General features: G+C 43.7%; 14 protein-coding genes. 11 read left to right on the top strand and 3 right to left on the bottom strand.

From position 1 onward, the window contains the following. Window positions 1-13 precede the first annotated feature (13 nt). Together atpG and BLW16_RS04660 are read left to right on the top strand one after the other, a co-directional pair. On the top strand, window positions 14-898 hold the full coding sequence (gene atpG, locus BLW16_RS04665; RefSeq protein WP_090555405.1) for an ATP synthase F1 subunit gamma: 885 nt from the start codon (window positions 14-16) through the stop codon (window positions 896-898). 89 nt (window positions 899-987) lie between these two features. Then, window positions 988-1,203 (top strand): hypothetical protein, encoded by a 216-nt coding sequence (locus tag BLW16_RS04660; protein ID WP_090555404.1) that lies wholly within the window; start codon window positions 988-990, stop codon window positions 1,201-1,203. A gap of 55 nt (window positions 1,204-1,258) precedes the next feature. Here BLW16_RS04660 and ruvC read toward each other — a convergent pair whose 3' ends face one another. Then, a complete protein-coding gene (ruvC, locus tag BLW16_RS04655) occupies window positions 1,259-1,822 on the bottom strand; it encodes a crossover junction endodeoxyribonuclease RuvC (RefSeq protein WP_090555403.1) in 564 nt (187 codons plus the stop codon). A 45-nt stretch (window positions 1,823-1,867) separates the two neighbouring features. Here ruvC and BLW16_RS04650 point away from each other — a divergent pair, with 45 nt between their 5' ends. The 7 genes from BLW16_RS04650 to BLW16_RS04620 are packed head-to-tail and all read left to right on the top strand — an operon-like array spanning window position 1,868 to window position 8,814. Then, entirely contained in the window at window positions 1,868-2,845 is a 978-nt protein-coding gene (locus BLW16_RS04650; protein ID WP_090555402.1) for a lysylphosphatidylglycerol synthase domain-containing protein, read from the top strand. Further along, the gene (locus BLW16_RS04645) at window positions 2,823-3,959 is read left to right on the top strand and encodes a glycosyltransferase family 2 protein (RefSeq protein WP_090555401.1); all 1,137 of its coding nucleotides are present in this window, start codon (window positions 2,823-2,825) and stop codon (window positions 3,957-3,959) included. Before BLW16_RS04650 ends, BLW16_RS04645 begins: the two co-directional genes overlap by 23 nt. Beyond that, window positions 3,959-5,068 (top strand): ABC transporter permease, encoded by a 1,110-nt coding sequence (locus tag BLW16_RS04640; RefSeq protein WP_090555400.1) that lies wholly within the window; start codon window positions 3,959-3,961, stop codon window positions 5,066-5,068. Before BLW16_RS04645 ends, BLW16_RS04640 begins: the two co-directional genes overlap by 1 nt. A 32-nt stretch (window positions 5,069-5,100) precedes the next feature. Continuing rightward, window positions 5,101-5,712, top strand: a complete 612-nt coding sequence (locus tag BLW16_RS04635; protein WP_090555399.1) for a ribonuclease HII — start codon at window positions 5,101-5,103, stop codon at window positions 5,710-5,712. Between the two features lie 17 nt (window positions 5,713-5,729). Continuing rightward, complete coding sequence (locus BLW16_RS04630; protein ID WP_090555398.1) at window positions 5,730-6,932, top strand: glycosyltransferase family 4 protein; 1,203 nt, start codon at window positions 5,730-5,732, stop codon at window positions 6,930-6,932. 38 nt (window positions 6,933-6,970) lie between these two features. Next, on the top strand, window positions 6,971-8,050 hold the full coding sequence (gene gcvT / locus BLW16_RS04625; protein WP_090555397.1) for a glycine cleavage system aminomethyltransferase GcvT: 1,080 nt from the start codon (window positions 6,971-6,973) through the stop codon (window positions 8,048-8,050). 35 nt (window positions 8,051-8,085) lie between these two features. Next, window positions 8,086-8,814: a 2-phosphosulfolactate phosphatase gene (locus BLW16_RS04620; RefSeq protein ID WP_090555396.1), complete on the top strand. Its 729-nt coding sequence runs from the start codon at window positions 8,086-8,088 to the stop codon at window positions 8,812-8,814. Here the strand turns inward: BLW16_RS04620 and BLW16_RS04615 are convergent. Together BLW16_RS04615 and gldB are read right to left on the bottom strand one after the other, a co-directional pair. Next, window positions 8,804-9,586, bottom strand: coding sequence for a patatin-like phospholipase family protein (locus BLW16_RS04615; protein WP_090555395.1), 783 nt, complete (start codon window positions 9,584-9,586; stop codon window positions 8,804-8,806). The genes BLW16_RS04620 and BLW16_RS04615 overlap by 11 nt on opposite strands. A gap of 7 nt (window positions 9,587-9,593) precedes the next feature. Beyond that, window positions 9,594-10,625 (bottom strand): gliding motility lipoprotein GldB, encoded by a 1,032-nt coding sequence (gene gldB / locus BLW16_RS04610; RefSeq protein ID WP_090555666.1) that lies wholly within the window; start codon window positions 10,623-10,625, stop codon window positions 9,594-9,596. A gap of 117 nt (window positions 10,626-10,742) precedes the next feature. On the opposite strand from gldB, the gene BLW16_RS04605 reads away from it, so the two are divergent. Together BLW16_RS04605 and BLW16_RS04600 are read left to right on the top strand one after the other, a co-directional pair. Then, window positions 10,743-11,417 carry a porin family protein gene (locus BLW16_RS04605; protein ID WP_090555394.1) on the top strand — a complete coding sequence of 225 codons (675 nt, stop codon included), beginning with the start codon at window positions 10,743-10,745 and terminating at the stop codon, window positions 11,415-11,417. Window positions 11,418-11,423: 6 nt separating this feature from the next. Then, window positions 11,424-13,064: an NAD+ synthase gene (locus BLW16_RS04600; RefSeq protein WP_090555393.1), complete on the top strand. Its 1,641-nt coding sequence runs from the start codon at window positions 11,424-11,426 to the stop codon at window positions 13,062-13,064.

Genomic DNA, 13,064 nt, shown 5'->3' with positions numbered 1-13,064 from the left:
AGATTAAAAAAGAATGGCAAATTTAAAAGAAGTAAGAATTCGTATATCATCGGTGCAATCCACGCAGCAGATTACCAAAGCCATGAAAATGGTTTCGGCAGCTAAGCTGAAGCGGGCAACGAATGCTATTATACAGTTACGTCCGTATGCTACGAAGCTAAAAGAGATCTTAGGGAATCTTTCTGCCAACCTCGAAGGATCTTCATCCCCTTTTACTGAGGAACGCGAACCCAATAAAGTTTTAATTGTAGTCGTATCTTCCAACCGTGGTCTTGCCGGTGCATTTAACATGAATGTGATTAAAGCAACGAATAACCTGATTGCGGAAAAGTACAGTACCCAATATAAAAACGGTAATGTCAGTATTGTCTCTATCGGTAAAAAGTCTCAGGATTTTTACGAAAAGAGGGATTACAAAGTAATTGGGAACAATAACGATGTCTATACCGCATTGACTTTTGAAAACGTTACCAAGATCACAGATGCGATCATGACCGGGTTTAAAAATGGCGACTTTGATAAAGTTGAACTGGTTTATAACCAGTTTAAGAATGCTGCTGTACAAATTGTAACTACCGAACAGTTATTGCCTTTACCTAAGACTGAAGTCAAGACAGAAAAGACAAGCAAACAACAGATAGACTATATCCTGGAGCCTTCAAAAAAGGAGATCGTAAAAGAATTAATTCCCAAATCGATCAAGATACAGTTGTATAAAGCTGTGTTGGACTCTCATGCTTCAGAACATGGTGCAAGGATGACTTCAATGGATAAAGCTACTGAGAACGCCGGAGATCTGCTGAAAGCACTTAAACTTTCATACAACCAGGCCCGTCAGGCTGCAATTACTACTGAGCTGACAGAGATCGTTAGTGGTGCGGCGGCACTGAACGGTTAATCCCCATACTTTAAAAGAATATTCTATGTGTAATATGCTTTTTTTGTTGAAATAATATTAATTTTGCACAGGAATTTAAAAATAATAAAATGGAGCAACAGCCAAAACGCAGTACTAAAAGCATCGTAAATGCAAATGAAACAGCAATATACAAATTGTTGGTTGTAGGTATCTTGGTAAGCATCGTTGGAGTTTATTTGCGTTTCGCAGGTGATTCTATGACCTTATCTATTGTATCCTGGGCAATATTGTTCATTGGTGCATTTATCTGCTGTAAAGCAGTATTTAAGATACTGGGCTCTTAAACTAAAGATATCATAAGGAACAGCCTTCATAGCATCAAGCTATTGAAGGCTTTTTTTATTTGAGCCTTTTCTGGTTATCCTTTACAAAGGAGTCCCATCCGGAATAGGATTTTCCCGTCCCGCTTGTGGATACCCGTTGAAAAGAGTGGCAGACTGCCACTGCCAGCCCGTCTGTGGCATCCAGGAATTCCGGCGTTTCCTTGAAATTCAACAGGCGCTGTAACATGGCGGCCACCTGCTCTTTTCCCGCACTTCCGTTACCGGTAATGGATTGTTTGATCTTTCTCGGTGCATACTCTGTGATGGGGATATCCCTTGATAAGGCAGCGGCCATTGCAATTCCCTGGGCACGTCCCAATTTGAGCATAACCTGTATGTTTTTTCCGTAGAATGGTGCCTCAAGGGCTACTACATCCGGCTTATATTCATCTATCAGCGCTACGGTTTTGGCGAAAATCCTCTGTAGTTTTAAGAAGTGATCATCCAGATGGTCCATTTTCACAATTCCCATGCTAATCAGCTCTATTTTACTGCCCCGCTCCAATATTACTCCATAACCCATAATAGCTGTGCCCGGGTCTATACCCATGATCACCCTTTCCTTTTTTCCAACCAACATAGAACAATATTAAGCATATTTGCATGAAATAAAAGAAACGATAAATTGATACCCAAATATAAAGGTATATTTTCCAATGTTCTAAAAGTGGCGATAGTTGTCTTTGCATTCTGGTTTATATACAATAAGCTTTCTACCAATAATAATCTAAAGGATTTCAAAAATATTCTGGCCCGTATCCCGGCACCGGAGATCACTGCAGTTCTTTCATTTGTGGTATCGCTGATGTTTTTAAACTGGGGACTGGAAGCGTTAAAGTGGAGGCGGTTGTTAAGACATATTGAGCAGATCAGTCTGTGGAGATCGGTCGAATCTGTCTTTTGCGGATTAACCTGGGCAGTGTTTACGCCGAACAGGATCGGAGAATATGGCGGAAGGGTGTTTTTTCTATCTCCAAAGCGAAGGATCATCGGTGTTGTGGCTATGGCAGTAGGCAACATCGGGCAGATGGTACTCACCAATATCTTCGGGGCAATATCCCTGTGTATATTTATCTATCGTTTCATTGACCTGGATTACAGGCTGGATTATGCATTAATGGCGCTTTCGGTCATGTTCTGTATTTTCTTCCTCGTATTCTTTTTCAATATCCGCTGGCTGAACGGACTACTGCTGTCTATGCGTTTTACCAGGAAATACAAAAAATTCTATAGTATACTCGGTAGATACCAGAAAAAGGAACTGCTCAATATCTTATTGTTTTGCCTGGCGAGGTATGTTGTATTCAGTACGCAGTATTTTATCATGTTTTACTGGCTGATACCCGATATACATTATCTTGATATATTGATGATGGTCTGTATCCTCTTTTTTGTGCAGTCTACATTGCCTTCCCTTGATTTGTTTGATATTGGGGTAAGAAGTGTAACTGCCTCCTATTTTTTTGGCTTTGTCACCACACAAGATGTAGCTGTTATTGCATGTACTGCAAGTATATGGCTGATAAATATTATTATTCCTGCTATATTAGGCTCATATTTCGTTTTTAAATTAAATTTTTTTGGAAGTCTTAACCGTCGTTAGTTACCTGTCATCATTTTTAACGTTAATTTACCTGCTCGTTGTTTTCGGGTTTATAAGAGGCTGGCATCGGTTAGTGCCATTTAAGTATAAACAAACAATGGGTAAAACCAGCGTATCCATCATTATTGCGGCACGCAATGAGGCCGGTAATATCCACCGTACAATTGAGGCATTGCTGGCGCAGGATTACAATAAAGAACTTACCGAGATCATTTTCATCGATGACCACTCTACCGATAATACAGCGGAGATCATTCTTTCCTATGCGCAGGCAGGTGTAAAGCTGATCTCCCTGAAGGAAGACCAGGCGCTGAACTCTTATAAGAAAAAGGCGATCCAGACGGCCATAGGACAGGCCAAAGGCCGTCTGATCATCACCACTGATGCGGATTGCAGAATGGGCGTTCATTGGCTGAAAACCATTGTGGCGTTTTATGAAGAGAAGGGTTACAAGATGATCTCCTCTCCGGTTGCCTATGACGAGGAAAAAAGCTTCTTTGAACGGTCGCAATCGCTGGAGTTTCTTTATCTCATCGGATTGGGCGCTTCCACTATAGGAAATAACATGCCTTCCACGTGTAATGGCGCTAACCTCGCATATGAGCGGGAAGCCTTTTATGAGGTCGGCGGGTTCCAGGGCATAGATGACCTCGCTTCGGGGGATGACGAGCTGCTGCTCCATAAGATCGCCGCACGATACGATAAACAGATCGGCTTTTTAAGAAACCGGGATGCTATAGTGTATACCCATGCGAAACCTAATCTGGGCGAATTTTTGCAGCAACGCAAGCGATGGGCCTCAAAAAGTACCCGTTATAAGAACAAATCGATCATTGTTCTGGGCGTATTTATCTGGTTTTTCAACCTCAGTATTTTGCTGAACCTGCTTGCGGGAGTTTTCTTTATAGGCTTTCTCAAAATCGCCCTACTGCAGCTGGTACTGAAAATTGCCATAGAGCTGTTGTTTCTGATAGACGTGACCAAATTTGCCAGAAGAAGAAGTTTGCTGGTGTTATTACCCGTTTTGAACGTACTTCATGTACTATATATTATTTATATTGGTGTGGCCGGAAATTCGGGCAAATACAATTGGAAAGGCAGAATGGTTAAATAATGGAAAGAAGCGATAGTCCTGCAAAGAGAATATGGATAAGATTTAAAAGGAACAAGCCGGCTCTTGGGGGACTGGTTTTTATTGCCCTGATGCTGCTGATGGGTATCCTTGGATACCTGGTCACACCTGATCAGAGCCCGATGGCCAATACCATGCATTTACAGCTCAGTAATAAAAAACCCGGCCGTAAATTTCAGTTCCTTGTGATCAGCAATAAGGAACACATAGCAGAGGTTAATTTCTTTACAAAGATGCTTTACGGACAGGAATTGGGCATTAAAAGCATCCCGATCACGGATTACAGGATATCAGGAAACAGGTTGCTGGTAAAGGAATATATCGGGGACGATGAAAAAGCTGCAGAAAGCAGTTATATGATCAGTGGTAACCACGATAAGTTTCTTCGCGATCATCTGTATCAGCAAACATTCTGGCTGGGAACAGACGGTTACGGACGGGATTTGCTCAGCCGCCTGATGTTGGGCGTGCGCGTGTCACTTTCTGTAGGTTTACTTGCTGTGATCATTTCCATGAGTATAGGGCTTAGTTTAGGTGCGCTGGCAGGTTATTTTGGCGGGATGACCGATTCGGCCATCAGCTGGTTAATGAATGTGATCTGGTCGTTGCCGTCTTTACTCCTCGTTATTGCAATCTCCTTTGCCCTGGGCAAAGGTTTCTGGCAGATATTTATTGCGGTGGGCTTATCTACCTGGGTTGATGTATCACGTTTGGTGCGCGGGCAGGTGATGGCGATCAAGGAGGCTGAATTTGTAGAGGCGGCCAGGGCACTTGGTTTCCCTACGCACCGGATCCTGCTTAAACATATTCTCCCGAATATTGCCGGGCCTGTCCTGGTGATCGCTTCGGCAAATTTTGCTTCAGCTATTCTGCTGGAAACCGGGCTGAGCTTTCTTGGTTTTGGTGCGCAGCCCCCGATGCCAAGCTGGGGAAGCATGATCCAGGAAAATTATGGGTACATTGTGATGGATGCAGCCTATCTCGCTATTTTACCGGGAATGGCAATTATGCTTACCGTTTACGCCTTCAACCTGATGGCTATCGGGCTGCGGGATGCTTTCGATATCAAATCTCAAAACATAACGGTATAAACGAATTCCTGATTTTTTTTTAAATTAGCCGGATGTTATTGAACTGTTTTCAACTGGAATTTTTAGAAGCCGGCTGTGATGAAGCGGGCAGGGGCTGCCTTGCCGGACCTGTGTATGCTGCAGCGGTGATCCTGCCTCCTGATTTTATTGCCGGGGAGCTGAATGACTCGAAAAAGCTGACACATAACCAGCGTGCAGCATTAAGGCTGATCATAGAAAAAGAAGCTGTTGCATGGTCGGTTGCTTCAGTTGACAACCATGAGATCGATGAAATTAATATCCTGAATGCTTCCTTTCTGGCAATGCACAGGGCAATAGAAAAACTGAGCATCCAGCCCCGCTATTTGAGTATTGACGGAAACCGCTTCAATGCCTATCCGGATATTCCGCATAGCTGTATTGTCAAAGGGGATGGTAAATACCTGAATATAGCTGCTGCTTCTATCCTGGCGAAAACCCACCGCGACGAATTTATGGATAATCTTTCTGATGAATTTCCTCTTTACGAATGGAAGCAGAACAAAGGGTATCCCACAAAAGTCCATCGTTCAGCAGCTTTATTACACGGGCTATCACCATATCACCGTAAAACTTTTAACATTAGTGATCCCGATGTTTTTTTGCTTGCAGATAATGAGGTATAATTTGTATTTTCACCTTATTGAAAACGTTAATACTCAGCAACCGGGTTCCTTTTCCACCCAATAGTGGCTATCCTATTGTAGTTTATAATACTATAAAAGGTTTGCTCAATGTGGGGGTGGATATTACTTTGTTCAGTATCAATACCAATAAACACAGGGTTGATGTAGATGATATCTATGATCCGGTGTTTGATCAAATTAAATTTCATTCCTTTGACCTGGATACTGAGGTAAACCTCTGGGGTGCGTTTTTCAATATCTTCTCCAATGAATCCTACAATGTATCACGTTTTTATGATGAAGATGCAGCAAAACTCCTGGAAAACATCCTTCGTGAAAACGAGTTTGATGTGATTCAGTTTGAGGGGCTGTTCGTAGTCCCCTATATCGATGTAGTGAAACATAACAGCAAGGCCAAGCTCATCTACCGGGCACACAATATCGTTTTTGATGTATGGGAACGGCTGGCCAGTTCGGAACGGTTCAGGCCGAGGCGAAAATATCTCCAGTTCCTGGCACGAAGGCTGCGGGAATATGAAACAGAACAGATCAACCGCTTTCACCAGATCTTTGCCATCAGTGAACCTGACCGGCAGAGTATCCTTCATTTTGGCTGTGAAACCTGCCTTGATGTTTTCCCTGTGGCACTGGATTTTGATAAGTATGTGGTAGATCCAAAAAAGACAAGCTTCCCTACACTGTTCCATTTAGGGGCAATGGATTACAGGCCCAATAAAGAAGGACTGGAATGGTTTATCGAAGAGATCTGGCCTGACATAGAAAAACTCAACAGTGAGCTTCGTTTTTATATCGCAGGGAAGAGCATGCAGCAGCATTTCTATGATTACGATTCAGACAACCTGGTGGTGGAAGGAGAAATTTTTGACGCCATCGAATTCATGAACTCCAAAGCGATCATGATCGTGCCCCTGCTTTCCGGCAGTGGGATGCGGGTAAAGATCATTGAGGGAATGGCAATGAAAAAGTGTGTGATCGCCACCAGCTATGCAGCGGAGGGGCTGAACTATGAAGATGGTAAAGATATCCTGATCGCCAATACCGCAGATGAGTTTTACCGCTGTATCCTTCAGTGTGTTACCCATCCCAACCGCTGGCGTGAAATAGGGGAGAATGCGCGTAAAACTGCGGAGCGTGACCACAATCTTTTAACCATTTCCCAAAGGATGCTGAATGTATACGAGCGGTTAGTAAATGGATAAAATTTATGTACTTTTGCCCAAAATCTAACCAATAACGCATGAACAATACCGCATTAACAGACAAACACATTTCTTTGGGCGCTAAAATGGTACCATTTGCTGGGTACAATATGCCGGTTCAATATGAAGGCATCAATGCAGAACATGCTACAGTGAGAAAGGCAGTAGGGGTTTTTGATGTAAGCCATATGGGCGAATTTATTCTTAAAGGCGAAAGCGCACTGGACCTGATTCAGCGTGTGATCAGTAATGATGCTTCGAAATTATACAATGGTAAAGTTCAGTATGCATATCTTCCGAATGAAGATGGCGGGATCGTAGATGACCTGCTGATCTACAGGATTGATGAAAAGACATATATGCTGGTAGTGAACGCTTCCAATATTGAGAAGGACTGGAACTGGATCACAAAATTCAATTCCAAAGGTGTTGAAATGCACAATATTTCAGATCAAACTTCTTTACTAGCTATTCAGGGCCCAAAAGCTGCTGAAGCATTGCAAAGTTTAACAGAGATAGACCTGGCTTCGATGGAATACTATACTTTTACCAAAGGCGTATTTGCAGGCGTAGAAAATGTAGTCGTATCTGCAACCGGTTACACCGGCGCAGGAGGGTTTGAGATCTATTGTGACAATGCGCATGCAGAGCAAATCTGGGATGCCGTTTTTGAAGCTGGCGCCGCTTTTAATATGAAGCCTATCGGCCTGGGGGCACGCGATACGTTACGTTTAGAAATGGGTTTCTGCCTGTATGGAAATGATATCGATGATACCACTTCTCCAATTGAAGCTGGTTTAGGATGGGTGACGAAATTTAGCAAAGCCTTTACAAATTCTGATGCATTGCTGGCAGAGAAAGAGGCCGGCGTTAAGCGCAGGCTGATCGGCTTTGAGATGATAGACCGTGGTATTCCGCGTCATGATTATGAGATCGTTGATGAAGCCGGAAATATCATCGGAAAAGTGACCTCAGGTACGCAGTCGCCTTCCTTACAGAAAGCAATAGGAATGGGTTATATAACCAAAGAAAATGCAAAAGAAGGATCTGAGATCTATATCAGCATCCGTAACAATAAAATTAAAGCCAAAGTAGTAAAATTTCCTTTTTATAAATAGTCCGATACTTTAATAGCACCGATTCCCGCCCTGATATGCAGAGAAAAATAGAAGTTTGTCTTACCCCAGCCCTGATTGATTTATACGCAATAGAGAACAGCATCGTAGTTGTCATCGATATCCTGAGGGCCACATCTTCCATCGTCTATGGAATAGACAACGGGGCTGCGGCCATTATTCCGGTTGCTCAGGTAGAAGACTGTCTGAACTATGCAGATAAGGGCTATTTACTGGCGGCAGAACGGAACGGGGAGGTAGTGGAGGGATATAACTTCGGTAATTCCCCTTTTTCTTATACTACTGATAAAGTGGCAGGCAAAACCGTTGTGCTGACTACCACTAACGGTACCAGGGCACTCCATCTGGCAAGGAGCCGGGCGAGCCAGGTTGTGATTGGCGCCTTTCTGAACCTGCAGGCGCTGTGCGACTGGCTAAAAATGCAGGACAAAGACGTATTGCTGCTTTGCGCCGGCTGGAAGGACCAGTTTAACCTTGAAGATACCATCTTTGCAGGCGCAGTTGTGCAGGAACTGCGGTCGTCATTTACACATTATGACGATGCCAGTGTTGCTGCTGAAGATCTGTATGTCATGGCTAAAGATAACCTGAGGGCTTATGTAGGCAAGTCTGCACATAGCAACCGAATGCTGGCGCTGAATATTGAAGATGATATCAACTTTTGTCTTCAGTTAAACATTTGCCAGGCTATACCGGTGTTGGTAGGAGACGACCTGGTCGCTTTAGAACAGGAATTTAAGCTGTAATTTCTTTGAGCAGTGCCTGAAACTGCTCATTGTTTTTCATTGTCCTGAGGGTTTCCTCATAGGCCAGCCAGTAGATGGTCTCGGCTTTTTTCATATCAAAAGTACTGATCTCTCCCATGCCTTTTGGTTCAATCAGAAGGTTACAGAAAGCTGCCTTTTGTTCCATATCCTTATTGATGGTCATTAAGCCTGCCCGGCCCATTAATCCGGTGATATTGGTAATGCTGCTAACCGGTTTTAAATGGTTACAGGACGAGCCTATAATGAAATCGCAGTTGTTCAGTAATGGTTCTACAGGGAAATTGTTCAGGATACCACCGTCCACATACATCTGCCCGTCAATCATAATGGGCCTGAATATTCCCGGGAGACAGCAGGAGGCCTGTATTGCCCTGATCAGCGGTCCTTTGGTAAAATACACCAGTTTCCCCTCACTGAAGTTTGTTGCGGCTATCGTCAGCGGGATGTTGAGGTTCTCTATTTTATCGTCAGGAAAGAAGGTTTTCAGCAGGTTGGAAGTATGTTCGATCCCGATCAGTCCCAGAGAGCCTACCGCCGGACGTATAAAGCGTAGTAACTTTGTCTTCATAAAGATCTGCAGGCCCTCCTCAGGATCTATTCCAGCAGCATAAAAAGCACCCACGATAGAACCGGCACTGGTGCCGCTGATATGGCTGAACGTTATTCCGGCATTAATCAGTGCCTTTAATACACCTAAGTGCGCAATACCCCTTATTCCTCCGCCGGAGAGTACAATTCCTACTTTCTTCATTTGAGCATTACATTTTTGGTTTATACTTTGCCGCAGTTAATATTTTTTGTGCATCCTGGTCTGCCATCAGCTCCTGTAAAGTAACCTTTGGGTTTTCCCCCATGTACTTCCTCACCATCTGCCATCCTATCCATACCCCAAGTTTGGGTGCTGATTCATTCTTTTCGCCCAGGCCAGGCGTGAAAGGTGCTTCGCTCAGGTACATCTGTATCTTCTGGAAATCTGTCTCAAAGAGCAGGTTGTTCTCCATCAGATAAGCCCAGATACTGCCTTCATAGGTTTTGCACCAGGTTAGTTGTTTTTCGGTATACCCTATTTTAACGGCATCGGGTGTCTGCCCGTCAAGCACCTGGTCCATGAAATAAAGTATCTTCCCGTTTTCAACCATTTTAGCCAGCAGGGAATGGTTCTCGTCGCGCTGCGGGAACAGTTCTTCCCTGGCATAGGTTTCTGCGATGCGGGGTACAATATACTCCGGCCTAAACCTTGCAGAAAGGTATAGGGGCACGCTTTTTACGATGGCCCTGTAAAACTTGCTGTTCTTACCCAGAAACATATCCAGGCCTATTCCCATATAGTCATCCCCGATAGGCGTTTGTACCGCGAAACCGGAGATGAATGCAATAAACCTGGGGACCCTGATTTTGGGATAGTAGTACTTGATATATTTAAAGGTCTCGGTAAGGGCTTTTTCCTGTGGCTCCATCTGCTTAAATACGCTGTCTGCCTCATGGTTCAGATCCGCATAGGCCTGGTCTTTATACAGTGTTGACAAAATAGCTGCGTTGCTATAGGTCTGATCGCCTACCATCCGGTGCGTATAGTCATCATAAAATGCAGTGTACTTTTTCTGCAGAAAGGCGTCCGTCTGCGGTATACCCTTTTGCTTTCCCGCAAAGAGGTCTTTATCAAATCTTTCTATCTTAATATCCAGCCTGATATTACTGACATCAGGTTTGTTCCCCTGTTTGCAGGAAAAAAATGTGAGTACACACAAAAAAATTAGATAAATTTGGGGATGTTTTACGTTATCAGTCATTGGTAACAAATATAAACAGATCGGGGATGAAACTACCAGGGCTGATGGCATAAAAATGAGGGGCATTTGGCTGGCCGCTTCATCGTCAAACTTCATCAATTAAAAACGAAAATTATAATGAAAAAAATACTTACTGCATTTCTACTGTTATTTGTTACTGGTGCTGCATTCGCACAAAATGGACCTGAACCATATTATGGGTTCAGACTGGGTTTAGCTGCTTATCCTACTATCGGATGGGCAAAACCGGAAACAGGCAAAAGTAATGGCGTCAACCTGGGCTTTTCCTATGGGTTGCTGGCCGACTTTAATTTCGCTGAAAACTACAGTTTTTCTACTGGCCTGACGATTACTTCTATTAACGGAAAAACAACGGAGATCAATCCAAGCCCCTATTATGACCCTATTGCCCACCCTAACCCTACGGCATACGACCTGAAATATATGCTGCAGTATGTAGAGATCCCCTTAACCCTGAAGCTAAAAACAGAAAAGATAGGGCTGGTGCGCTGGTACGGACAGTTCGGCCTGTCCAATGATTTTAACATCGGTGCAAAGCAGAATGTATCTGTTGACGGCAGGACTATAGTGGATGGCGAGCATATCAAAAAGGATATCAATTTCTACCGTGCCGGACTGATCATTGGCGGAGGGCTGGAGTACGATGTGGCCAGAAGCACAAGTGTGACTACCGGATTAACTTATAATAACGGATTTACCGATATTTCAGACGATAAAAGCAGAAGCGTGAAAAACCACTTCGTAAGTATAAATTTTGGAGTCTTTTTTTAACAAACCATGAAGATAGCATTAGCGCAACTCAACTACCACATCGGTAATTTTGAATACAATACCAATAAGATAATTGAGCATATTGCATTGGCGAAAGCTGATGGTGCCGACCTCGTTGTGTTTGCAGAACTTGCAGTCTGCGGGTACCCCCCGCGTGACTTTCTGGAATTTGAGGAGTTCATCTCCCTTTGTGAAGATGCAGCAAATCAGATTGCAGCGCATTGTAAGGGCATTGCCTGTATTATTGGCCTGCCGGTAAAAAACGAAGCTGAGGCAGGTAAGGATCTTTACAACGCAGCCTATTTTATTGAAGAAGGTGTGGTAAAAGCAGTAGTTAAAAAGGCACTGCTGCCTAATTACGATGTTTTTGATGAATACCGCTATTTTGAGCCCGCTGTTGAGTTTGAATGTATAGAATTTAAAGGCACAAAGATCGCGTTGACAATCTGCGAGGATCTTTGGAATATCAACAATAACCCCTTATATATATCCAATCCGATGGATGTGCTGATCACGCAGGAACCCGATGTGATGATCAATATTGCAGCTTCGCCCTTCTCTTATCAGCATGATGACGAGCGCAGGGCAGTGTTGTGTGATAATGCAAGAAAATATCACCTGCCCCTGCTGTATGTAAACCAGGTAGGTGCCCAAACGGAGATCATTTTTGACGGGGGTTCCATGGTGTTGGACAATCAGGGAAACCTGCTGGATGAGATGCCTTATTTTAAAGAACATTTAAGGTCATATATGCTTACTGATGGCGTAATTGAAGGATATACCATCGCTGAACACCAACTGGTGTCTGACATCGCCCAGATTCATGATGCGCTGGTACTTGGAATCAGGGACTACTTCAGTAAGTCTGGATTTTCAAAAGCGGTACTGGGCTTATCGGGCGGAATAGATTCTGCCATTGTATGTGCACTTGCCTGCCGTGCCCTGGGGGCAGAAAATGTAATGGCAGTGCTCATGCCTTCAAAGTATTCATCAGATCATTCCATTCAGGACGCCCTGGATCTGGTAGAGAACTTTGGATGTAAACACGAGATCATTGCCATTAAAGAAGCTGCAGACGCATTTGACAGTATGCTTGCTCATGCTTTTGAAGGACTGTCCTTTAATCTTACGGAAGAGAACATCCAGGCGCGCAGCAGGGGAATTGTGGTGATGGCGATGTCCAATAAATTCGGGTACATTCTCCTGAATACTTCCAATAAAAGCGAGTGTGCGGTAGGATATGGCACTTTATACGGAGATATGTGTGGTGCAATAGGTGTAATAGGTGATGTGTACAAAACACAGATCTATGAACTTGCCCATTATATCAATAAGGACGGGGAGCTGATCCCGGAGAATACGATCGTTAAACCGCCTTCTGCTGAACTCAGGCCTGGTCAGAAGGATTCCGATTCTCTTCCTGATTATGATACGCTGGATGCGATTCTCTACCAGTTCATTGAGATGAAGAAAAGCTCTGAGGCGATCATTGCCCTGGGATATGAAGAAGCATTGGTCAGGCGAATTATAAAAATGGTGAATTCTGCAGAATTTAAAAGATACCAGACACCGCCGATTCTCCGTGTTTCCCCGAAAGCCTTCGGAATGGGACGCAGAATGCCTATTGTAGGGAAGTACCTGGCATAG

Origin of the sequence: Pedobacter hartonius, from assembly GCF_900107535.1 — a bacterium.
GTDB lineage: Bacteria > Bacteroidota > Bacteroidia > Sphingobacteriales > Sphingobacteriaceae > Pedobacter > Pedobacter hartonius.
The sequence above is the reverse complement of the archived record's forward strand: the minus strand, read 5'-3'. Positions and strand labels throughout refer to the sequence as shown.

Excerpts from the sequence above, each read along its gene's own strand:
- BLW16_RS04620 (WP_090555396.1), top strand. The coding sequence starts at position 8,086 with ATGCAGAGAAAAATAGAAGTTTGTCTTACCCCAGCCCTGATTGATTTA.
- gldB (WP_090555666.1), bottom strand. The coding sequence starts at position 10,625 with ATGACTGATAACGTAAAACATCCCCAAATTTATCTAATTTTTTTGTGT.
- ruvC (WP_090555403.1), bottom strand. The coding sequence starts at position 1,822 with ATGTTGGTTGGAAAAAAGGAAAGGGTGATCATGGGTATAGACCCGGGC.
- atpG (WP_090555405.1), top strand. The coding sequence starts at position 14 with ATGGCAAATTTAAAAGAAGTAAGAATTCGTATATCATCGGTGCAATCC.
- BLW16_RS04600 (WP_090555393.1), top strand. The coding sequence starts at position 11,424 with ATGAAGATAGCATTAGCGCAACTCAACTACCACATCGGTAATTTTGAA.
- BLW16_RS04640 (WP_090555400.1), top strand. The coding sequence starts at position 3,959 with ATGGAAAGAAGCGATAGTCCTGCAAAGAGAATATGGATAAGATTTAAA.
- BLW16_RS04605 (WP_090555394.1), top strand. The coding sequence starts at position 10,743 with ATGAAAAAAATACTTACTGCATTTCTACTGTTATTTGTTACTGGTGCT.
- BLW16_RS04615 (WP_090555395.1), bottom strand. The coding sequence starts at position 9,586 with ATGAAGAAAGTAGGAATTGTACTCTCCGGCGGAGGAATAAGGGGTATT.
- BLW16_RS04635 (WP_090555399.1), top strand. The coding sequence starts at position 5,101 with ATGTTATTGAACTGTTTTCAACTGGAATTTTTAGAAGCCGGCTGTGAT.
- BLW16_RS04660 (WP_090555404.1), top strand. The coding sequence starts at position 988 with ATGGAGCAACAGCCAAAACGCAGTACTAAAAGCATCGTAAATGCAAAT.
- gcvT (WP_090555397.1), top strand. The coding sequence starts at position 6,971 with ATGAACAATACCGCATTAACAGACAAACACATTTCTTTGGGCGCTAAA.